This is a genomic window from Devosia lucknowensis (assembly GCF_900177655.1).
GTDB classification, from domain to species: domain Bacteria; phylum Pseudomonadota; class Alphaproteobacteria; order Rhizobiales; family Devosiaceae; genus Devosia; species Devosia lucknowensis.
In genome coordinates this window covers 290,335-310,583 of sequence record NZ_FXWK01000001.1, presented here as the reverse complement: position 1 = coordinate 310,583, position 20,249 = coordinate 290,335, and the positions used below count along the sequence as shown (strand labels likewise).

Here is a 20,249-nt window from a genome sequence, read left to right as displayed (position 1 = left end):
CTACCAGCCGCCGCCCCCACCGCCGCCCCCGCCACCGCCGGAGAAGCCGCCACCGCCACCGCCGCTCGAAATGCCCGACGACGAGGCCTGCACGGGTTGTGCCGCGATCATTGCCGCCGCCATCCCTGCGGAGGCCGTGGAGATCGAGCTGGCAATCGAGCCGGGCGAGAAGCCATTGCGGCCGAAGTAATAGCTTGGACTGTAGCTTTGGGGCGCGTCGCTGACCGCGTTGCGCTTGAGTTCGGCATCGAAGTGCTCGGACCACGGTTTTTCCACGCCCAGGGCGATGGCATAGGGCAGGATGCGCTCGAAACGGTCCACCGTCAGCGGCGGCTCGTCGTTGATGTTGAGCCGGTTCTTCTCGGCCGTCTCGAGGTAGAGCTTGAACCCTTCGATCTCGTCCATGACCTTGCGCCCCTGCACCGTCGGGGCGCGCATCAGGACCGCGAAAACCACGCTGATCAGCACCAGAGAGCCTGCCGCTATGGCGGCGTTATTGATCGTGAAGCCGGTGAAAATATCGAGGGCGCCGCCCAGGAAGTTGAAACCGAAAACGCCCAGCCAGGCGATAGCGAAAAGCTTCTGCACCCAATGGCCCGACTTCACCATGCCGAAAATGGCGGACCCGAGGATCCCGGCGAACACCCCGCCAAAAAGCGCAGCGATCAGCCAGCCGGGCTCGAGGACGTCGAACCACACCATGGCGCCCATCATCAGTGCGGCCAGCACGAAACTGAAAACGGCGAAGCCAAAATTGTTGTTGAACCAGACCTTTCGGTTCTCGCGCTCGATGGCGGCCGTGAATTCGCCCCGCTTGGTTCCCAGATCCTTGCCGTTGCTCTTGTCGAAGGTGACGGTGCGCCGGCTGCTGAAATAGTCGAACAGCACCTGTTCACCCACCGGCAGTTTTTCATCCGGCTCCTTGCCGGTGACAATGACCGCCAGCGTCTTGGCCTTATTGTCGATCGTGACGAGGCCCTTGGCCCCCAGGCTGAAAATGGCCGCAGTCATCGCCGTCCAGCCCGAATTGGCGAAGCCCCACCGGCTCACATAATGGGTGAGTGCCGGGGAAAACCCCTTGGGCGGATGGAATAGCGGAATGATTGTGCCCTTCGGGGGATCGCGCCCCACACGCAGCCAGGCCGTGAAATTGTAGAGCAACAACAGGGCCACCGAGCCGACTGCCAGCAGGGTCTCGCGCTGGTCCGAAATCGCCTGGAGCACCGCATCGGCGCCTTGGGGATAAGCGACAACGCCCTTCTGGAACGAGACGACGACCGTCATGCCCTCGCCCGGACCGAGTTCGCGCTGCGACCGGAACAGCGCACTACTGTCGGTCTGACGGGTGATGGAAACGGCGCTCTCGCGTGACCCGACATCGCCGGTATAGGCGGCCAGATTATTGATCACCGCGCCCTTGGGCAGGATCACCCGCGCAGTCGCGGCCAGTATCGGGAAATCCCAGTAATTCCCCGTGGCGTTCCAATAGAGCTCGTCGCCGCCATCAGCGCTGGGGCGGATCATGCGCTCCATGGCGTAGCGGATCTGGTAGCGATGGACGCCCCTGTTCAACAGGGCATCGGGATTGCCGATCCAGATGCGATGGAAGTCGCCCATGCGTTCGAGCCGGAACGCTTCGGGCTGTCCGTCGCGCGTTACGGCTGTCACCTCGAGGGCGATGCGGATCTTGTTGCCCGCATCGCCGAGCATGGTAACCGGGATGTCGCGGTAGATGCCGCGCCGGATATCGATCCCTTCGACATTGACGTCGAGGGTCTCGGTGACCGCCACCGACCCGTCGGTGCGCACGGCGATCTCGGAGGCGTAGCTGCGAAATTCCTCGCGTGCCAGGGCAGGCACGGCGAGCGCCATAAAGAGCGCCGCGGCCGCGAGCAGATTGGTAACCAGGCGCATGGCTGTCAGAATTTCACCTGCGGAACGGCGCGCTCGGCTTCATTCTCCAGCTCGAAATACTCGGCCTGCTCAAACTTGAAGGCGTTGGCGACGAGATTGGAGGGGAAGCTTTCGACCTGGATGTTCAGGTTGCGCACCGCGCCGTTGTAATAGCGCCGCGCCATCTGGATCTCGTCTTCCACGCCCTGCAACGCGGTCTGGAATTCGAGGAAGGTCGTATTGGCCTTGAGGTCGGGATAGGCCTCGGCCACTGCGATCAGGCGGCCGAGCGCAGCGGACAATTCGCCTTCGGCCTGCGCACGAGCCGCCGGGCCGGCGGCAGAGGCGCTGGTCGCCTTGGCGCGCGCATTGACGACCGCGTCGAGCGTTTCGCGTTCATGCGCCATATATCCCTTCACCGTTTCCATGAGGTTGGGAATGAGATCCGTACGGCGCTTGAGCTGGACGTCGATCCCGGACCAGCCTTCCTTGACCATCTGCCGGTTGGACACGAGGCCGTTGTAGATGACGATGGCGTAGCCGACGACGCCGACGACCAGGGCAAGGACGATCCAGCCGAACATAGTGCGCTCCTTCAAGCGTTTGCGGGCGGAGACTGGCAGGTCGGCCAGGGCTTTGCAATCGCGCCGCCGCGCCCGGGGTTGACTTCGGCGTCGCAATCCCTAGCTTTTAAGGCATGAACACGCGCCCGGCCCATCGCTGCACCATCATCCTCGAAGGATAGATGCCCTAGGCATGCTCACGCCGGAGCCTGTTTAGGGCTCAAGGCAGGTCGTTTTCGACCTCCGGCGGACGATGTTCATACTCCCCAGTTTCCCTTGCGAGCGCGATGAGACGCGAACGCATGCCATTTTCAAGGACGACCAGACATGACTGAAATCAGGCGCGACCTCACCCCTGCCCTCACCCTCGGTAAATCCGACCACGCCAAGCTCTACGCTCTCGCCGAAGCCGGCCTCGATCGCATGCCCGATCTTGCCGATGTCCTGCTCACCGAACTCGACCGGGCGAAGGTCGTCAGCGACGACAAGTTGCCCGAGGGCGTCGTCCGCATGGGCTCGCGCGTCAGGTACGAGACCAATACGGGGACAGAGACCACCGTGACGCTGGTCTACCCGGTCGATGCCGACATCGAAGAGGGCCGCATTTCGGTGATGACGCCGGTCGGCGTCGCGCTGATCGGTCTGAAGGCCGGCCAGTCGATCACCTGGCGCGACCGTGCCGACAAGCGGCACAAGCTGACCATCCTCAGCGTAGACGCACCCGTGGTGGCTTGACTCTCAAGGGTGATAGCTCTGGCGATGATGCATCCCTCAGGTCAGACCCGAGGGCGGTTCGGTGGAGAACCGACGCCCAGCGCAGGTCGGCGCCTAGTCGGCGCCGCCGCCTGATGTCTGCAGCCACGCCTCGCCGCAGGCCTTGGCGAGTTCGCGGATGCGCAGGATGTAGCTCTGGCGTTCGGTCACCGAGATGACGCCGCGGGCATCGAGCATGTTGAAGTTGTGCGAGGCTTTGACCACCTGCTCGTATGCCGGAATGGCCATGGTCTGGCGGTTGGCTTCGGCGCCCTTGGCGAGGATGGCCCGGCATTCCTTTTCCGCGTCCTCGAAGTGGCGGAACAGCATGTCGGTGTCGGCGGCTTCGAAATTGTACTTCGAGCTTTCCCGTTCGTTCTGAAGGAACACGTCGCCATAGGTGACCTTGTCATCGCCCTGGCGGCCGTTGAAATTGAGATCGTAGACGTTCTCGACGCCCTGCACATACATGGCGAGGCGCTCGAGGCCGTAGGTGATTTCGCCGGGGACGGGCGAGCATTCGAAGCCGGCCACCTGCTGGAAATAGGTGAACTGGCTGACTTCCATGCCGTCGCACCAGCACTCCCAGCCCAGACCCCAGGCGCCCAGCGTCGGGCTTTCCCAGTCGTCCTCGACGAAGCGGATATCGTGCACCGACTGGTCGAGGCCGATGGCCGCCAGCGAGTCGAGATAGAGCTGCTGGATATTGTCCGGCGACGGCTTGAGGATCACCTGGAACTGATAATAGTGCTGCAGACGGTTCGGGTTCTCGCCATAGCGCCCGTCCTTGGGGCGACGCGAGGGCTGCACATAGGCGGCCTTCCAGGGCTTCGGCCCCAGGGCGCGCAGCGTTGTGGCGGTGTGGAACGTGCCGGCGCCCATCTGCATGTCGTAGGGCTGCAGCACGACGCAACCCTGTTCGGCCCAGAACTGCTGGAGCGTCAGGATAAGGCCCTGAAACGAGTTCTTCGGGTCCATATGGGCGGGGCGGTCGTTCATCGGGCAGTCCTGGGTCTAGAGCCGGACAAACCTCTAGTTTGGCGGGTCGAAACGGTCAATGCCGCTTGTCGGCGTCGTCCCGGTCCTTGGGCCGATAGGTGCCGTCGTCGCCACGCTTGAGGTCGATGACGTCGGGCCGCTGCCGCTCGAGCTTGTCGCGCTCGCGGGCCAGACGCTTGGCCTCCTCGGCGTCGGCATTGAACTTGCCCGACCAGTCGTTCCAGATCCGGCGAACGCCGAGATAGACCAGTACGGCAAGGCCCACGAATAGCAGAATGCGCAGCAGCATTGTCGTCGACCCTAGAGCCCCAGCCGCGCCCACCAGGCGCGGTCCTCGAAGGAGTTGGTAACGTCCTCTACCACGCCCTGCGCGGAAAATCCCAGCCGCGGCAATGCGAAGAACGGGCGCTTGGGCGCAATCGCCTTCAGCACGACTTCGGGACCGAACCGTTCGCGCATCACGGCGTGAAGATCGCCGATGGCATCGACGAGCCCCAGTTCCACGCCCCGAATGCCGGTCCACCATTCTCCGGTAAACAGCGTGTCGTCATCCGCCTTGAGGCGCCCTCGCCGCCCCGCCTTCACGTGGTCGATGAAGACTTGGTGGATGTCGAGTTCGAACCGCTTGATGCGCTCCACATCCTCGGCCTTTTCGGGCAGGAAGGGATCAAGCGTGGACTTGTTCCTGCCCGCCGTATGGACCCGCCGCTCGATGCCGAGCTTGTCGATGGCGCCCACGAAACCGAAGGTCGCCATGATGACGCCAATCGATCCCACGATGGACGACGGATCGACGAAGATTTCGTCGCCGGCCACAGCGATGAAGTAGCCACCCGAGGCAGCCGCATCCTCCACGAAAACTAGCACGGGCTTATCGTGCTGGTTCGCCAGATCGCGGATGCGCTTGGAGATCAGCCGGCTCTGCACCGGGGAGCCGCCCGGCGAATTGATCACCACTGCGACGGCAGGCGCCGACTTCATCGCAAAGGCCCGCTCGAGAAGCGGTGCCACCGTTGCGATATTCAGTCGTCCGGGCCGTTGCTCCGCCGCAATGACCCCATGAAGGCGGACCACCGGAATGGTGGGGGGACGGCGGATCATGCGGCTCAGCCAATTGCGCTTCGTGGATGCGTCGGACATGTCCCCTCCAGTGATCTGACCCAGCATTTAGGGACCGGCCGGCGCGATTACCAGTCGAGCGCCGCCTCGCCGCGGAAAATCGCATCGAATTGCGGAGAGAACGCATTGCCCTCGCCCAGATGCATCACCCGCGTCGGCAGAAGGCGCAGCGGGGCTTTCGACCCTTTTGTGCCACGCACCAGGACGCGGCTGGCATCGGCGCCCTCGCGCGGCGCCAATGGCAGCACCGTCATGGCGCCGAAGCGGGCCGAGAACGCCGCGAGCAAGGCCCCAAGGCCGCTCGCCGGATAGATCACGATCGCTGTGCCGTTCGCCCTGGCGCTGCCCGCCGTACACCGCAGCCAAAGATCAAGGCTCTGCTCGTCCATATGCCGCGCGTCCGCGCGCGACGCATCCGTGGCCAGTGTCCCCTGCCCCGTCCCGAAGAACGGCGGATTGGCAATCACGATGTCGTAGGCATTGTCCTGCAATCCGGCCGAGCGGCGCAGTTCGGCTTTGGCGGCAACATCGACCGCGATCACGCGACCGCGCCCGGCCAGGTCATTGGCGGCAAGATTGGCGCGCGCCAGTTCGGCGGTCGGCAGGTCGCGCTCGACGAGGTCGGCCCTGGCGGCTCGTCCTGTGGCCAGCGACACCAGTGCCGCGGTTCCGACGCCGGCACCCAGATCGAGCAGGCTTTCGCTGCCGGCAGGCACGGCTGCGCCGAGCAGCACGCTGTCTATCCCGGCCCGAAAGCCATGGCGCGGCTGCGACAGAGTGAGCCGACCGCCCAAAAAGGCGTCGCGTGTGACGGTTTGGTGTTTTACAAACTCGGTTGGCTGGTCTAGGGACATCGCACCCGGATGGCTGGTTTTGTGCGACCATATATGGCACTGCACAACGGTCTCAACCCGATTTGCCAGCAAGGCAACAAGGACGTTACGGCGGTGTCAGTTCTGCCCCAGATCAAGGAAGCGCCTGCGATGAACCCCGTGGAACGGCTTATGGCCGCCACGGCGGACGATATGGCGCGCGTCAATGCGATGATCCTCGATCGCGCCCAGAGCCATGTCGACATGGTGCCCGAACTGGCCCGCTACCTGATCGACAGTGGCGGCAAGCGCCTTCGGCCCATGCTGACCGTCGCGGCGGCAATCCTCTTCGGCAAGGGCAATGGCAGCGCCGCCAACTTCGCGGCTGCCGTCGAATTCATGCACAACGCAACGCTGCTCCATGACGATGTCGTGGACGAAAGCGACATGCGCCGCGGCAAGCCGGCGGCCCGCATGGTCTGGGGCAACAAGGCCTCGATCCTGGTGGGCGATTTCCTGCTCGGCCAGGCCTTCATGATGATGGTCGAGACGCGCAACGTCGATGCCCTCGGTGTGCTGTCCGCAGCTTCCGCCGTGATGGCCGAAGGCGAGGTCTTCCAGCTGGCCAAGACCGGCGATCTCGATACGACCGCGGCCGACTATGCCGAAGTCATCCGCGCCAAGACGGCCGTGCTTTTCGAGGCCGCCTGCGAAGTGGGTGCCATGTCGGGCGGCGCGGACGAGGCCGGACGCAAGGCCCTGGCGCTCTATGGCCTCGAGCTTGGGAATGCGTTCCAGCTGGTCGACGACGCGCTTGATTATGGCGGACAGTCGGGCACGCTGGGCAAGAATGTGGGCGACGACCTGCGCGAAGGCAAGATGACCCTGCCGGTAATCCTTGCGCTGCAGTCGGCTACGGAAAGCGAACGCGCCATCATCGCCTCGGCCTTGGGCAATGCCGAGGCGAGTGACCTCGAAGTCCATCAGGTCGTGGCGATCTTCAACCGGTACGAGACTCTGAAGAAAACCCTCGAACGGGCACAGGCGCACGCCCGCGCGGCGATCGACGCCCTGTCCAGCTTGCCCGAGAGCGAGATGAAATCGATCCTCGCCGACGTGGTGGTCCACTCAGTCAGCCGCGCAAGCTGAGTTCACTTACAGACGCCACCCGGCGTCCCCCTGCTTGAGGGGCAGGCTGGGTGGGGCGGTTGGCAGCTACCCCTCAACACCCAGCAAGGGTGCCGTTCCAACCCAATAGTCGGGATGCAGCTTGCGCATCTGGCTGGCCGCGTCGTGGGCCTGGCCGGCCGATCCAAACAGTCCGAACACCGTCGCGCCTGACCCCGACATGCGGGACAGCATGCAACCCGACGTTTCAGCCAGTTCGTCGACAATAATGCCGATCTCGGGCACCAGCTTGATGGCTGGCGGCTGCAGGTCGTTGCGGGTTTCGTTGAGCCAGATGCCCAATTGCACCGGACGCGTCAGGGGCTCGGGCAATGCAGGCAGCGGATAGTTGTCATGGGCACGCAGGCGACGGAAGACATCGGGCGTCGAAACAGGTACGCGCGGATTGATCAGCGTGATATGGAGCGACGGAAAATCGGGCAGCGGCGACAGGATTTCACCCACGCCCCGCGCGACCAGCGGTCGCGACAGCAAGCAGGCGGGCACATCGGCGCCGAGCCCTGCGGCAAGATCCAGCAAATCGGACACCGGTACCGGCTCGTCCGCAAGTTCGGCCATGATGCGCAAAGCGGCTGCGGCATCGGCCGAGCCGCCGCCGATGCCGGACGCAACGGGCAGGTTCTTGACGAGATGCAGCTTCAGCCCCGGAGGCGACACTTCGGGCCAACGCTCGCGAAATGCCGCGACAGCACGCATCACCAGATTGGTAGGCCCTGCGCCAAGACCCTCGGCAAACGGCCCCCCAATGGTGAGACTGTCGCATTCGGCAAGGCCAGCATCGAGATCGTCACCGATATCGGCAAAGACGATCAGGCTTTCGAGGTCGTGATAGCCGTCCTCGCGCCGCCGCGTCACATGCAGCGCCAGGTTGATCTTTGCCGGCGCTGCCTGCGAGACGACGTCCGCCATGCGCGCCTATTCGGTCTCGGTTTCCGGCGTCAGGCCATCGGCCAGTTTCGGCGCCACGCGCTCGGCGACATTGCCGATGCTGTCGACCGAGCGGGCGATATTCCACTGGAAGCGCGCTTCCAGCGTGCGCCCGACCTTCCAGTAGGCGTCGCCGAGGTGATCGTTGATCTCCGGATCGTTCGGCAGCAGCATCACGGCGCGTTCCAGGGTTTCCACCGCCTCGTCCATGCGGTCGAGCTTGTAGAAGGCCCAACCCAGGGAATCGACGATGTAGCCGTCCTGTGGCTGCGCTTCGACGGCCTTTTCGATCATCTCCAGCGCCCGCTCGAGATGCATGTCCTGGTCGATCCAGCTATAGCCGAGATAGTTCAGCACCTGCGGCTGGTCGGGATTGAGTTCGAGGGCCTCGAGGAAATCAGCCTCCGCTTTCGGCCATTCCTTGGCGCGTTCATAGGCGATGCCGCGCACGTAATAGAATCGCCAGTCGGAAGGCGCTTCGCCGCCTGTGATCTCCAGCGCCTTGCCGTAGGCATCTGCGGCGCCGAGATAGTCCTCGTCATAGCGCAAGAGGTCACCCAGCACCGACACGGCATCGAGGTCATCGGGGCGGGTCGCGACGATATTCTTGAGACGGCGGATGGCTTCGGCCCGGTCGCCTGTCGCGTCGAGGTTCTGCGCCACGCGCACCACGGCCATCGGTTTAAGCGACGAGGTGTTGGGGATGGCGTCGTAGATGGAGTTGGCGGTCTGGTGCTGGCCCGCCTGGTCGAGCAGCTGGCCCAGCGCGAGCGAAATGACGTCGGCACCCGGGTCGAGATAAACGCCAAGGCGCAGGAACACGAGGGCCAGGTCGGCGCTGCCGTCGCGCGAGAGCGCGACACCAATGCCGTGGAACATTTCGGCTGCGCCGACCTGCACGTTGGAGGCAAAGACGCCCGGCCGGCGGCCGGCGTCGATGGCTTCGCGCACGTCGTCGATGATGGGATGGGTGACCCCTTCGGCTTCGAAGGCATCGAGCACGTCGCCAGCGGCCTCGAAGTCGCCCTTGTTTGCCAGCATGCGGGCATAGACCTCCGCCATGCGCGCAACGAAGGGCTCGCGCTCGAAGGCCTCGCCGGCCAGCTTGAGCGCCAGATCGGTATCGCCGGATGCCTCGGCCATGAGGGCGCGATGGAACACGAGGAACTGCTCCAGCCCGTTGGCGCCGAGTTCGACCATCAGGGCCTGGGCTTCGTCGCCCCGGTTGTCGCCGACCAGGGCCCAACCGCGCAGGATGCCCGCGGTGATGCCACTGAAACTGTCTTGAGAAATAGTCGAGAGCTGGCGGATGGCGGCGCCGTAGCGACGTTCCTTGAGAGCTTCCGTGGCGACCACGAGCTCGGCCAGTTCATTGCCCGCATCGAGTTCCAGCATGCGCCGTGCAGTCGACGCAGCCTTGCCGATCTGGCCGTCGGTCGCCAGGGCCACGAAGGCGCGTTCGACCAGGATCGGATTATCCCAGTCGGCCTGGGCGGCATCCGAGAAGTAGCGCGCCGCTTCGTCGGTCCGCAGATCCTTGAGGGCTTGCTGACCGGCCATATAGGCGCCGGTGACGCTGGGTCTGAAGAGCTTCAGCATGTCCTGCGCCGTCTGCTGGATCGACAGACCGGCTCCGGTCTGCGCAGCCAGAGGCGTGGTCAGCGTGGCCAGCAGCGCGACCATGGCAATGCGCCGCGCCGTACGATTGAAGAGCTGGGTCACGTGCTTGATTTCTCCCTATGCCGTCGCCGGCAGCGTGTGGGCGGAAAGATTGTCCGTTTTGCGACTGCGCCGCAAGGGTGGCGCTTTATGCAGACGGTCACATTCCGCTGTAATTGGGGCCACTGCCGCCTTCGGGTGGCACCCAGGTAATGTTGCCCGCGGGATCCTTGATGTCGCAGGTCTTGCAGTGCACGCAATTGGCCGCGTGGATCCGGAAGACGGGCGCCCCACCCTCTTGCGCAACTTCATACACCCCGGCCGGGCAATAGAGCGGCGCAGGCTCACCGAACCGGGGCAGGTTTTCGCGAATCGGCACGGCCGGGTCGGCGAGGCGCAGATGCACCGGCTGGTCCTCGTCATGCGCGAGGTTGGCCAGGAACACCGAGGACGTGCGGTCGAAGGTCAGCTTGCCGTCCGGCTTGGCATAGGTGCGCGGGGTGACGGCGTTGATCGGCTTGAGCCGCTCGCGATCCTGGTGCCGGTGAAACCGCAGGTTGATCGGCGAGCGCTTGAAGATGGCGCGCCACCAGAGTTCGGCCCCGATCAGAAGCGAGCCCGCCACCGTTCCGAACCTCGACCAGAGCGGCTTGGCATTGGCCACACCCTGCAATTCGCGGGCGATGCCGGTGCGCATGATCGAGGGACCGAAGTCGGCGATGAGGTCGTGCTGCCGTCCCTTGGCCAGAACCGCGCCCACCGCATCGGCGGCCCCGATGCCCGAGAGGATGGCGTTGTGGATGGCCTTGAGCCGGGGGGCATTCATGAAGCCGGCCGCGCAGCCGATCAGGCCGCCACCGGGAAAGGCGAGCGTGGGGACGGACTGCCAGCCGCCCGCGGTCACGGCGCGTGCGCCATAGCTGATCCGCGTCCCCCCTTCGAGCTGCTTGCGCACCGAGGGGTGGAGCTTGAAGCGCTGGAATTCATCAAAGGGCGAGAGCGTCGGATCACGATAGTCGAGATAGGTGACGAGCCCGACATAGAGCTTGCGGTCGGCGGCATGGTAGACGAAGCCGCCGCCGGCCGTATCATTGTCGAGCGGGAACCCCAGATAGTGATCGACCTGCCCCGGATTGTGCTGGCCCGCCGGCACTTCCCAGACTTCCTTGATGCCCAAACCGTATTTCTGCGGCTGCCGCTCGAGGTTGAAGTCACCCATGATCTGCCGGGCCAGCGAACCGCGCGCGCCCTCGGCGATCAGCGTATACTTGGCCTCAAGCGCAATGCCTTCGGCAAATCCGGGCTTGGGGTTGCCGTCGCGATCGCGACCGAGATCGCCGGTAATGATGCCGCGCACCGGCCCCTTGCCGCTGCGCAGTACATCGACCGCCGCCGTCATCGGGAAAATGTCGACGCCCAGCTCGGCCGCCTGTTCTCCCATCCAGCGCACAAGGTCGCCGAGACTGACGATCACCGCGCCCGGGGTCTTCATCTGCGGCGGCACCAGCGCATGCGGCAGGGCGAAGTCGCCCCGTTCCGTCAGGTAGTGATAGGTGTCCCTGGTCACATCCGGCCCAACCGGAGCGCCCTTGAGCCGCCAGTCCGGGATCAGCGCATCGAGCCCCACCGGGTCCATCACGGCGCCGGAGAGGATATGACCGCCGACTTCCGCCGCCTTTTCCACCACCGTCACCGACAATTCCGGATGGCGCTGCTTGAGGCGGATGGCCGCTGCCAGGCCCGACGGACCGGCGCCGACGATCAACACGTCGGTGGCGAGCGTTTCACGATTTCCGGCTTCTGCCATGGATGGGGAACCTTTGGGGCGGAGGCGTGGGTTTGGCGACTGGTCGCCTCGGACGGGGTGTGACATAACGTGGCCAATGTCTCAAGATCGACCCCTCAACAATGCCGAACTGCTCTCGGTGCTCGACTGGTATCGGGCCGCCGGGGTGGATCTGGCCGTGGTCGACGAGCCGGTGGACCGTTTCGCGCAAAAGCCACCTTCCGCGCCGACCATGCCTTCGCGCGCCGCGGCACAGGCCGCAGCCGCCCCTGTTCCGGCGCCTGCCCTCGGCCCGATCGGCGGCGATCCCGGCGCGGCCCGTTCGCTCGCGGCAACGGCGCAGTCGCTCGATCAGTTGCGCACCATCCTCGAGGGCTATGACGGCTGCGGTCTCAAGTTCCGCGCCACCCAGCTGGTGTTTGCCGATGGCAATCCCGAGGCCAGGATCATGCTGATCGGCGAAGCGCCCGGAGCCGAGGAGGACCGGCAGGGCAAGCCTTTCGTCGGCCGCTCCGGCCAGTTGCTCGATCGCATGCTGGCGACCATCGGCCTCAACCGCGACCTCGTCTACATCGTCAACACCGTCCCCTGGCGTCCGCCCGGAAACCGCACGCCGACGCCGGAGGAAATGGAGTTGTGCCTGCCATTCCTCCACCGCCAGGTCGAGCTGGTCGCGCCGCGACTGGTACTGACCCTGGGCGGCCCCGCCATGCAGACGGTGTTCAAGACCACCAACGGCATCATCAAGATGCGCGGCAAGTGGCAGGATGTGACGATCGGTTCGCACGAGGTCGCGGCCCTCCCAACCCTGCATCCGGCCTATCTCCTGCGCAATCCGCCGGCCAAGCAGCAGGCCTGGCGCGACCTGCTCGGCTTCCGGCGCAAGATGGTCGAAATGGGTCTTGGCTGATCACACATTCGCCCGGCTTTCCCCCTAGCCAGCGCAACCTCACGCGCTATGGTCGTGTTGACTGATTTGCGCCCATCCTGACCACCAACGAAGGCCGATTGCGTCATGGCTTCCGTCATCAAGATCTACGCCCTGTTTCTCGGCTCCGCCCTGCTCATGTTCGGCGGCGGCCTCCAGGGTCTGCTCCTTTCCGTTCGCGGTGCGGAGGAAGGTTTCTCCCTCCTCGCGCTGGGTTTGATCGGCACCGGCTGGTCGATCGGTTTCGTCGCCGGCTCGCTGTTCGTGCCCCTGGTCGTGCGCAAGGTCGGCCATATCCGTGCCTTCTCGGTAATGGCGGCGATCGGCACCATCACGATCCTGCTCAACCTCCTGTGGGTCAACGACGTGAGCTGGATCGTGCTGCGCGCGCTCAGCGGCTTTTGCTTTGCCGGTGCCGCGATGATCGTGGAAAGCTGGCTCAACGAAGTCGCCGACAACAAGAGCCGCGGCACGATCTTCTCGATCTACGTCACCATCAACATGGCCGCCTCGACGCTCGGGCAGATCGCCATGTCGGTCACCGGCACGGCCGGTTTCATTCCCTTCGTCGTGGGCGCGATCAGCTTTATCTGCGCCGTGCTGCCTACTGCGCTCACCTCCAGTCCGCAGCCCAAGCCGCTGCAATCGGCCAAGATCGACATCGGGCTGCTCTATCGCACCTCTCCGGTCGCGGCGATCGCCTCGTTCTCGGTCGGCATGGCCAACGGCGCCTTCGGCACGCTGGCGCCGGTCTACGGCTATGAACAGGGGCTCGATGCCGGCGGCATCGCCCTGCTCTTTGCCATCGCCGCCATCCTCGGCGCGGTCGCGCAGGTGCCGTTCGGCCGGCTTTCCGACCATATCGACCGGCGCCTGGTCATGATCGGCCTGTCCGGCTTTGCGGCGGTCGTGGGCGCGTTGATCGTCATCATCAACCCGACCGCCGGTTGGGGCATGTATGTGCTGTTCGCAGCCTATGGCTTTGCGGCCAACCCGATCTACGCGGTGGCCGTGGCCCATGCGAACGACTTCGCCAAGGATGGGGAATTCGCCAAGATCGCAGGCGGCATGCTGATGATCTGCGGCATCGGCCTTGCCATCGGCCCTGCCGTCGCATCGGTCATCATGGGCGCCTGGCACCCGGTCGGCCTCTTCATCGTCACCGCGACGTTCCATGGTGCGCTGGCCGGCGCAGCCTATCTGCGGATGCGGGTGCGCAAGAGCGTCGAGGCCGAGGAGCGCGCGCCGTTCCAGCCCATGAGCGATCGTCAGGTTACCCCTGAAACCTTTGTGCTTGACCCGCGCACGGAAAACGATGACGACGACGTCCCGGTGCAGCGCGAAGCCGCCGTGCCCGAAGAGCTTATTGAAACGGTGGAGCGACGCGACGATGTTCAAGACAAGCCGGTTTGAGGATCGCGCATTCAAGCCGCTCTCCATCGCCGTCATTGCCGTGTCCGATACCCGCACGCTCGAGACCGACACCGGCGGCGCGCTGCTCAAATCCCTGCTGGAAGCAGATGGCCATGCCTGCTTCGAGCGGCAGGTGGTACGCGACGACGTTCAGCTTATCCGTGCCGCCGTGCAGGCCTATGTCGCCCATCCCGACGTCGACGTGATCCTCACCACGGGTGGTACCGGATTTTCCGGCCGCGATGTCACGCCCGAAGCGGTGGAACCCCTGTTCGACAAGCGCATGGAAGGCTTTTCCGTGCTCTTCCATCAGTATTCGGCGACCACGGTGGGGACCTCGTCGCTCCAATCCCGTGCCACCGCAGGGTTGATCGGCACCACCTTCGTCTTCTGCCTGCCAGGGTCGCGCGGGGCTTGCCGCGATGCGTGGGAAGGCATCCTGACCCATCAGCTCGACTACCGGCACAAGCCGTGCAATTTCGTCGAACTGATGCCCCGCCTCAGCGAACGATAAGAAAACGGCGCCCGTAGGCGCCGTTTGTGCATTCAGTGTCCGCCGCCGTGTCCCGGCATGCCGCCCTCGGGCTTGCGGATGAAGACCGCCGCGACGATGGCAAAGAGCGAGATGATCGCTCCGACCAGGAAGGCGGCGCGGATGCCACTCGCCAGCGCCTCGACCGGGTCCACCCCTTCAGCGGTCAGCGCCGCCGTCCGGATGGTCATCAGCGCGATGAAGAGCGCGATGCCCGCGGCACCGGCCAGCTGCTGGATCGAGCCAAGCACCGCCGAGGCGTGCGAATAGAGCTCCATCCGCACCGACCCCATGGACGAGGTGAAGACGGGCGTGAAGATCAGCGCGAGGCCGATGCTCAGCACGACGTGCCCGGCCAGGAGTGCCCAGGGCGAGGTGTCCTGGCCCACCAGCGTAAGTGCCCAGAGCACGGCGGAAACCAGGATGGTGCCGGGCACGGCCAGCATGGTCGGACCGACCCGGTCGAACAGCCGTCCGACGAACGGCCCCATGAGACCCATGATCAGGCCGCCGGGCAGCAGCAGCAGACCGGTCTGCAAGGTATCGAGACCGACTACGCGCTGCGTGTAGATCGGCAGCAGGATAACCGTACCGAACAAGGCCATCATGGCGATCAGCATCAGGCTGACCGATACCGTGTAGTTGCGCGACTGGAAGACGCGCAGGTCGAGCAGCGCCTTGTTTTCGCGCTGCAAGCCCAGCTGCCGCCAGACGAACAGGCCCATCGCGACGACGCCGACGGCGATCGGCGCCCACAGGGGAATGGCCGAGGGTTCACCGGTATGCGCAAAGCTTTCGCCAAAGCTCGAGAGACCATAGACCAGACCACCGAATGCCAGGGCCGAGAGCACGACCGACAGGTAATCAAGCGGTGCGTATCGGGGCGTCGAGACGTTGCGAATGCGGGTGGCGCCGAGCACAAGCGCGCCGAGCGCGATGGGCAGGGTGAAGTAGAACATGAACCGCCAGTCGAAATGGGCCAGGATGAACCCACCGATGGTCGGTCCGATGGCCGGAGCGACGGACATGACGATGGAGATGTTGCCCATGGTCTTGCCGCGCGCCTCGGGCGGCACGAGGGTCATGACCGTGGTCATCAGCAACGGAATCATGATCGCCGTACCAATGGCCTGGATCACGCGACCGCCAATCAGGAGTTCGAGCCCGGGCGACACGGCGCAGATCAGCGTGCCGAACGAGAAAACCGAGATCGCGAGCAGGAAGATCGGGCGCGTGTTGAGCCGCTGCAGCAGGAAGCCGGTGATCGGGATCACGACCGCCATGGTCAGGAGGAACCCCGTGGTCAGCCACTGTGCCGCGCTTGCTTCGACACCCAGGTCGGTCATGAGATGGGGGATGGCCACGCTCATGATGGTTTCATTGAGAAACACCACGAAGGTCGAGACCAGGAGAATGGCAATGACCAGCCGATTGCGGGCGGCATTGTCGGGATGATGCGCGGCGACGTCGGGCGTCGCTGCATCCATAGTGGCGTCGAGTGTCATCTCGTGTCCCTTTCGAGATTATCGTTTCCACCATGCGACGGGGCCGCCGCATGAATTTCGACAGATCAATCATAAAATTCTGCGACAGCGACTGTCAGGAATGCGCTGTTCGGGAGCGAAGAGGCCTTCCGAACGCAAAAAATCGCGAGCTGGCTCGCGCTGGCTGACAGGGCCGACGGGAGCGGTTCTCTACGCCTGGAAGGCCCCGCGGTAAAGGCTTGTAATGCATGCCCGTCATGCCGATATCTGATCCGGCGGCCAATATGGCCGCAATCATGTTCTTGTTCTGTTCTCATCAAGCTGCTAGCGTTGGGATGCGTCGGATGGATGTCGATTCCATCGGCCGTCCAGCCAGGAGACAGGATCATGGCCGCATATCAGGCCCCCTCTTTCGAAGCCCTCGAACGCTTGAGCAAGAGCCGCGATGCGGATCTGGCACGGCGCGAACTCATGCAACCAGACCGTATTCGCGGTCGCGGCGCGCAGAGCAACCGCACGGGCAGGTTTGAGCCGCACCAGCGCGACAGCTTCGACGATGGCTGGGGCGTGGTCGAACCGATGCCGGTATTCGAAACGGTCGAACATGTCGAACGCGCCAAGACCATTATTACCACCAATGATAGCCCCGATATCGGCTTCGAGCGCTCGATCAACGCCTACAGGGGCTGCGAGCACGGCTGTTCCTATTGCTTTGCCCGTCCGACCCACGCCTATCTCGGTCATTCCGCTGGCATCGATTTCGAGCGCGACATCTACGTCAAGGCCAATGCCGTCGAGGCCTTGCGCGCCGAGCTGTCCGCGAAAAACTACCGCCCCAAGCCCATCGCCATGGGCACCAATACAGATCCCTACCAGCCGGCAGAACGCAGCCACAAGCTCACGCGGGGCATTCTCGAGGTCATGCTCGAAACCCGGCATCCCGTGATGATCACCACTAAGTCAGCGCTGATCATTCGCGATCTCGACATCCTCACGGAGCTGGCCAGGCTCAACCTGGTGAAGGTGGCCATTTCGGTCACCTCGATGGATCACAAGCTCAGCCGCAAGATGGAACCGCGCGCATCTTCGCCGGCCCGTCGGCTTGAGGCCATACGCCTGCTCAGCGAGGCCGGCGTGCCCACGGCCATCTTCGCCTCGCCCATGATCCCGGCGATCAACGACATGGAGCTTGAACGCATTCTCGATGCCGGTAAGGCCCAGGGTGCGGTCAGCGCCTCGATGATCCTGCTGCGGCTTCCGGGCGAAGTGCGGGACGTGTTCCGCGAATGGCTGCTGCGCCATTTCCCCGATCGGGTCCGCCATGTCCTTTCGCTCGTCCGCGATACGCGCGGCGGCAAGGACTATGACTCGCGCTGGGGCGTTCGCATGACCGGCGAGGGCCCCTATGCCACGCTTCTTCGCCAGCGCTTCGAAAAGGCGCGGGAGCGATATGGGCTCGACGCCAAGCTGCCGCCGCTGCGCAATGATCTGTTCATCGCGCCCAAGGTCGATAGCCCGCAGATGAGCCTGTTTTAGCCGTCACCCGGACAAGCCGGTGGGCAATACATGGAATCGAGCGCAGCGCCCCCACCTGACCTCCCCGTCTCAGGGGGAGGTTGCGTAGAGGTTGCTCCTCAACCGAACAACCGCCGTTCGACGAATTCCAGCAGGTCCGCCCCTGTGTAATCATGGGCCGCCAGCACCGCGCCGGCCTCCACCAGTTGCTCGGGTTTCAACCCGGTCGCCAGACCGACCGTCGCGATCCCGGCGCCCGTCGCCGAGGCGATGCCGGTGCGCGAGTCCTCGAAGGCCACGCTATGGGCCGCATCGGCGCCGAGGAGCCGCAGGCCTTCGAGATAGGGCAAGGGATGCGGCTTGCCATGCGCCAGTTCATCACCGATCACCACATGCCGGAAACGGGCGCGGATGCCGATGGCGTCGATCAGCAGATCGGCATTGGGCCGCGGTGCATTGGTCACCGCCACCATGGGCACGTCGTGCGCATCGGCCCAGTCCAGGAGGCCCATCAGCCCCGCAACCGGCTCGATTCCCTTGGCGGCCAGCTCGCGGAACTTCGCCTCCTTGCCCATCATGATCTCCCACTGCCGCTCCGGCGTCTCGGCGGGGAAAAAGCGGGCGCCGATGGCGGCATTGGCCAGGCCCTGCAATTCCCTGCCGAACCGGTCCCGGTCGAATGTGTGCCCGTAGGGCGCGAAGGCGATGTTGAAGGCTTCGAGATGCAGCGGGTCGCTTTCCACCAGGGTGCCGTCGATGTCGAACAGCAGGGCGGCGCCGGGCTTGAGGGGCATGGTGAATTCCGTCTGATGGGGCCGGAAAACCACACCAAACCCGTTTCCGCGTCAATGACCGGACTAGTACTGCGTCACTTTGCGCGCATAGGCGCTCATGAAGTCGAGCGACGCCAGAACGCCGCGCAGCGACAGGCGCGTCTCCACCGGCCTCTCGACGCCCTTGAGCGGTACGCTAAGGCTGACCGCGTTCCGCTCCTTCATCGTCTCGATCACCGAGGCGAGGCGGTCCGGATCGGAAATGAAGAACTGGTTGGTGGTGTTGTGCCGGGTTTCGATGCCCTGGCCCAACACCAGTTGCAGCGGCGCCGTTCCGCCGAAGTGCAATGTCATCGGCCGCGCGGGATCGTATTCGCCTGTCGCAGGCGCCACGGTGATGGCGAGGTCGAGATCGCCGTCCAGCCGATTGCGGATGAGGGTCAGCTTGTAGGCCGGCAGATTGGCATCGTTGAGCTCCTGGCTACCGGTGCTGGCAAAACACGAATAGCCATAGAAATCGGTGGCGTCCTCGTTGATGACATCCGGACAGGCGGCCAGCCAGTCGCGATGGTATTCGCGCCATTCGCCGAACGGGTGATGGAAGGGCTCCGCCGCAGCGGGGGCAGTCAACAGCACGAGGGCCCAGAGGCCGGTTGCCAAGCGCATGGAAGTCTCTCTCGCCTTTGCCCCCCGGCCAGACTCTTGTATCAGGAGCACCATGAGCCGCAAAAGTGGCGGCGGGTTGTCCCGAAATCGGTCTTGCGGGCGATCATGCGCATGGAGATTGTCATGAGCACGAGATCCTTCAACGACACCACGGTGTTTTTTGTCGAAGGCGAGGGCCCGGCCCTTGCCAGCGAACAGGACGCTCTCGACCTCATCGGCGCCACCTACGGGACCGGCGCCGACATGATCGCCGTGTCAGCGACCAGGTTCGCGCCCGGCTTCTTCGATCTTTCGACGCGACAGGCTGGTCACTTTTTCCAGAAGCTGCAGAATTATCAGATGCGCCTCGCCATCATTGGCGATATCTCGGCTCACATGACGGCCAGCAAAGCCCTGCGCGACTTCGTGGGCGAGACCAACCGCATCGGCCACCATCTGTTCGTCACCGACGAGGCCGCATTGGAAACGGCCCTGCGGCCCAAGGATTGATCATGGCACGCAAGCCCAAGCCCGCACCGACCGCAGAGCTCTTCTCCCCCGAAGCCGGCTTCCCGGACTTCAGCCACGAGGAAATGCTGCTGGCGCGCGGCGCCCGGCTGGTCGCCGGGGTCGACGAAGCGGGACGCGGCCCCCTCGCCGGCCCGGTCGTCGTCTCCGCGGTCCGCCTCGACCCCGACAATATCCCCGCCGGCCTCAACGATTCCAAGAAGCTCACCGCCGAGCGCCGCGAGGAACTGTTCGAGGCGATCATGGCCAGCGCCGAAGTCGCAGTCGTCTCCGCGCCGCCCAGCGAAATTGTTGCCCTCAATATCCGCGGCGCGACGCTGGCAGCCATGGCGCGCGCCGTTCGGGCCCTGCCCCGCCCGGTGGATCGGGTTCTGGTCGATGGCCGCGACGTGCCGCCGGGCCTGCCCTGCCCGGGGCTCGCGCTCATCGGTGGCGATGGACGCAGCGTTTCGATCGCGGCGGCTTCCATCGTCGCCAAGGTGATGCGCGACCGCATGTGCGCCATCATGGATTGCGACGCCCCGCATTTCGGTTTTTCCGGACACAAGGGCTATTCGACGGCGGCCCACCTCGCGGCGCTCGATCTGCATGGTCCGTGCCGCCACCACCGCGAGGAATTTGCGCCGGTCGCCGCACTGCTTGTGCGCCGGACAGTTGTCGCGATGGTTGATTAACCCCTCGCTAACCCCTTGCGAACGCTCCATTAACCTCAACGCTCTATAACGGTCTTGT

General features: G+C 64.6%; 20 protein-coding genes. 8 read left to right on the top strand and 12 right to left on the bottom strand.

Going from position 1 to position 20,249, the window contains the following annotated elements; all coding sequences use genetic code 11:
• Positions 1 to 1,914, bottom strand: coding sequence for a DUF2207 domain-containing protein (locus tag CCK88_RS18335; RefSeq protein WP_086468784.1), 1,914 nt, complete (start codon positions 1,912 to 1,914; stop codon positions 1 to 3).
• Positions 1,915 to 1,919: 5 nt separating this feature from the next.
• Entirely contained in the window at positions 1,920 to 2,477 is a 558-nt protein-coding gene (locus CCK88_RS01510) for a LemA family protein (RefSeq protein WP_086468783.1), read from the bottom strand.
• A 306-nt stretch (positions 2,478 to 2,783) separates the two neighbouring features.
• On the opposite strand from CCK88_RS01510, the gene rnk reads away from it, so the two are divergent.
• A complete protein-coding gene (gene rnk, locus CCK88_RS01505) occupies positions 2,784 to 3,191 on the top strand; it encodes a nucleoside diphosphate kinase regulator (RefSeq protein ID WP_086468782.1) in 408 nt (135 codons plus the stop codon).
• 93 nt (positions 3,192 to 3,284) lie between these two features.
• On the opposite strand, the gene CCK88_RS01500 is transcribed toward rnk, so the two are convergent.
• The 4 genes from CCK88_RS01500 to CCK88_RS01485 are packed head-to-tail and all read right to left on the bottom strand — an operon-like array spanning position 3,285 to position 6,061.
• Entirely contained in the window at positions 3,285 to 4,208 is a 924-nt protein-coding gene (locus CCK88_RS01500; RefSeq protein WP_086468781.1) for a glycine--tRNA ligase subunit alpha, read from the bottom strand.
• Positions 4,209 to 4,263: 55 nt separating this feature from the next.
• The gene (locus CCK88_RS01495; RefSeq protein ID WP_086468780.1) at positions 4,264 to 4,497 is read right to left on the bottom strand and encodes a hypothetical protein; all 234 of its coding nucleotides are present in this window, start codon (positions 4,495 to 4,497) and stop codon (positions 4,264 to 4,266) included.
• An 11-nt stretch (positions 4,498 to 4,508) separates the two neighbouring features.
• Complete coding sequence (locus CCK88_RS01490) at positions 4,509 to 5,348, bottom strand: S49 family peptidase (RefSeq protein WP_086468779.1); 840 nt, start codon at positions 5,346 to 5,348, stop codon at positions 4,509 to 4,511.
• Positions 5,349 to 5,395: 47 nt separating this feature from the next.
• Positions 5,396 to 6,061: a tRNA1(Val) (adenine(37)-N6)-methyltransferase gene (locus CCK88_RS01485; RefSeq protein ID WP_170926311.1), complete on the bottom strand. Its 666-nt coding sequence runs from the start codon at positions 6,059 to 6,061 to the stop codon at positions 5,396 to 5,398.
• A gap of 249 nt (positions 6,062 to 6,310) precedes the next feature.
• Between CCK88_RS01485 and CCK88_RS01480 the strand changes: the two genes are divergently transcribed.
• Positions 6,311 to 7,288, top strand: coding sequence for a polyprenyl synthetase family protein (locus CCK88_RS01480; protein WP_086470756.1), 978 nt, complete (start codon positions 6,311 to 6,313; stop codon positions 7,286 to 7,288).
• A gap of 66 nt (positions 7,289 to 7,354) precedes the next feature.
• Here the strand turns inward: CCK88_RS01480 and CCK88_RS01475 are convergent, their stop codons facing one another.
• The 3 genes from CCK88_RS01475 to CCK88_RS01465 form a co-directional block, all read right to left on the bottom strand.
• Complete coding sequence (locus tag CCK88_RS01475; RefSeq protein ID WP_086468777.1) at positions 7,355 to 8,236, bottom strand: 4-(cytidine 5'-diphospho)-2-C-methyl-D-erythritol kinase; 882 nt, start codon at positions 8,234 to 8,236, stop codon at positions 7,355 to 7,357.
• Positions 8,237 to 8,242: 6 nt separating this feature from the next.
• Complete coding sequence (locus CCK88_RS01470) at positions 8,243 to 9,976, bottom strand: tetratricopeptide repeat protein (protein ID WP_086468776.1); 1,734 nt, start codon at positions 9,974 to 9,976, stop codon at positions 8,243 to 8,245.
• A gap of 97 nt (positions 9,977 to 10,073) precedes the next feature.
• Positions 10,074 to 11,720, bottom strand: coding sequence for an electron transfer flavoprotein-ubiquinone oxidoreductase (locus tag CCK88_RS01465; protein ID WP_086468775.1), 1,647 nt, complete (start codon positions 11,718 to 11,720; stop codon positions 10,074 to 10,076).
• 76 nt (positions 11,721 to 11,796) lie between these two features.
• Here CCK88_RS01465 and CCK88_RS01460 point away from each other — a divergent pair, with 76 nt between their 5' ends.
• The 3 genes from CCK88_RS01460 (at position 11,797) to moaB (ending at position 14,554) form a co-directional block, all read left to right on the top strand.
• Positions 11,797 to 12,609, top strand: a complete 813-nt coding sequence (locus CCK88_RS01460; protein WP_086468774.1) for a uracil-DNA glycosylase — start codon at positions 11,797 to 11,799, stop codon at positions 12,607 to 12,609.
• A 105-nt stretch (positions 12,610 to 12,714) separates the two neighbouring features.
• Entirely contained in the window at positions 12,715 to 14,040 is a 1,326-nt protein-coding gene (locus CCK88_RS01455) for an MFS transporter (protein WP_086468773.1), read from the top strand.
• Positions 14,018 to 14,554 carry a molybdenum cofactor biosynthesis protein B gene (gene moaB / locus CCK88_RS01450; protein ID WP_086468772.1) on the top strand — a complete coding sequence of 179 codons (537 nt, stop codon included), beginning with the start codon at positions 14,018 to 14,020 and terminating at the stop codon, positions 14,552 to 14,554. Before CCK88_RS01455 ends, moaB begins: the two co-directional genes overlap by 23 nt.
• Positions 14,555 to 14,586: 32 nt before the next feature.
• Here moaB and CCK88_RS01445 read toward each other — a convergent pair whose 3' ends face one another.
• Positions 14,587 to 16,077, bottom strand: coding sequence for an MDR family MFS transporter (locus CCK88_RS01445; RefSeq protein WP_086468771.1), 1,491 nt, complete (start codon positions 16,075 to 16,077; stop codon positions 14,587 to 14,589).
• Positions 16,078 to 16,443: 366 nt separating this feature from the next.
• Here CCK88_RS01445 and CCK88_RS01440 point away from each other — a divergent pair, with 366 nt between their 5' ends.
• Positions 16,444 to 17,592: a PA0069 family radical SAM protein gene (locus CCK88_RS01440; protein ID WP_086468770.1), complete on the top strand. Its 1,149-nt coding sequence runs from the start codon at positions 16,444 to 16,446 to the stop codon at positions 17,590 to 17,592.
• A gap of 98 nt (positions 17,593 to 17,690) precedes the next feature.
• Here the strand turns inward: CCK88_RS01440 and CCK88_RS01435 are convergent, their stop codons facing one another.
• Entirely contained in the window at positions 17,691 to 18,365 is a 675-nt protein-coding gene (locus CCK88_RS01435; RefSeq protein ID WP_086470755.1) for an HAD family hydrolase, read from the bottom strand.
• Positions 18,366 to 18,428: 63 nt separating this feature from the next.
• Positions 18,429 to 19,010: a hypothetical protein gene (locus CCK88_RS01430; RefSeq protein WP_086468769.1), complete on the bottom strand. Its 582-nt coding sequence runs from the start codon at positions 19,008 to 19,010 to the stop codon at positions 18,429 to 18,431.
• Between the two features lie 123 nt (positions 19,011 to 19,133).
• On the opposite strand from CCK88_RS01430, the gene CCK88_RS01425 reads away from it, so the two are divergent.
• Positions 19,134 to 19,499, top strand: coding sequence for a DUF4180 domain-containing protein (locus CCK88_RS01425; RefSeq protein WP_086470754.1), 366 nt, complete (start codon positions 19,134 to 19,136; stop codon positions 19,497 to 19,499).
• A gap of 2 nt (positions 19,500 to 19,501) precedes the next feature.
• Positions 19,502 to 20,191, top strand: a complete 690-nt coding sequence (locus CCK88_RS01420; protein WP_086468768.1) for a ribonuclease HII — start codon at positions 19,502 to 19,504, stop codon at positions 20,189 to 20,191.
• The last annotated feature ends 58 nt before the right edge of the window (positions 20,192 to 20,249 follow it).

Excerpts from the sequence above, each read along its gene's own strand:
- CCK88_RS01495 (WP_086468780.1), bottom strand. The coding sequence starts at position 4,497 with ATGCTGCTGCGCATTCTGCTATTCGTGGGCCTTGCCGTACTGGTCTAT.
- CCK88_RS01435 (WP_086470755.1), bottom strand. The coding sequence starts at position 18,365 with ATGCCCCTCAAGCCCGGCGCCGCCCTGCTGTTCGACATCGACGGCACC.
- CCK88_RS01445 (WP_086468771.1), bottom strand. The coding sequence starts at position 16,077 with ATGACACTCGACGCCACTATGGATGCAGCGACGCCCGACGTCGCCGCG.
- CCK88_RS01440 (WP_086468770.1), top strand. The coding sequence starts at position 16,444 with ATGGCCGCATATCAGGCCCCCTCTTTCGAAGCCCTCGAACGCTTGAGC.
- CCK88_RS01480 (WP_086470756.1), top strand. The coding sequence starts at position 6,311 with ATGAACCCCGTGGAACGGCTTATGGCCGCCACGGCGGACGATATGGCG.
- CCK88_RS01490 (WP_086468779.1), bottom strand. The coding sequence starts at position 5,348 with ATGTCCGACGCATCCACGAAGCGCAATTGGCTGAGCCGCATGATCCGC.
- CCK88_RS01500 (WP_086468781.1), bottom strand. The coding sequence starts at position 4,208 with ATGAACGACCGCCCCGCCCATATGGACCCGAAGAACTCGTTTCAGGGC.
- CCK88_RS18335 (WP_086468784.1), bottom strand. The coding sequence starts at position 1,914 with ATGCGCCTGGTTACCAATCTGCTCGCGGCCGCGGCGCTCTTTATGGCG.
- CCK88_RS01460 (WP_086468774.1), top strand. The coding sequence starts at position 11,797 with ATGTCTCAAGATCGACCCCTCAACAATGCCGAACTGCTCTCGGTGCTC.
- rnk (WP_086468782.1), top strand. The coding sequence starts at position 2,784 with ATGACTGAAATCAGGCGCGACCTCACCCCTGCCCTCACCCTCGGTAAA.
- CCK88_RS01475 (WP_086468777.1), bottom strand. The coding sequence starts at position 8,236 with ATGGCGGACGTCGTCTCGCAGGCAGCGCCGGCAAAGATCAACCTGGCG.
- CCK88_RS01455 (WP_086468773.1), top strand. The coding sequence starts at position 12,715 with ATGGCTTCCGTCATCAAGATCTACGCCCTGTTTCTCGGCTCCGCCCTG.
- CCK88_RS01510 (WP_086468783.1), bottom strand. The coding sequence starts at position 2,477 with ATGTTCGGCTGGATCGTCCTTGCCCTGGTCGTCGGCGTCGTCGGCTAC.
- CCK88_RS01430 (WP_086468769.1), bottom strand. The coding sequence starts at position 19,010 with ATGCGCTTGGCAACCGGCCTCTGGGCCCTCGTGCTGTTGACTGCCCCC.
- CCK88_RS01420 (WP_086468768.1), top strand. The coding sequence starts at position 19,502 with ATGGCACGCAAGCCCAAGCCCGCACCGACCGCAGAGCTCTTCTCCCCC.
- moaB (WP_086468772.1), top strand. The coding sequence starts at position 14,018 with ATGTTCAAGACAAGCCGGTTTGAGGATCGCGCATTCAAGCCGCTCTCC.
- CCK88_RS01465 (WP_086468775.1), bottom strand. The coding sequence starts at position 11,720 with ATGGCAGAAGCCGGAAATCGTGAAACGCTCGCCACCGACGTGTTGATC.
- CCK88_RS01425 (WP_086470754.1), top strand. The coding sequence starts at position 19,134 with ATGAGCACGAGATCCTTCAACGACACCACGGTGTTTTTTGTCGAAGGC.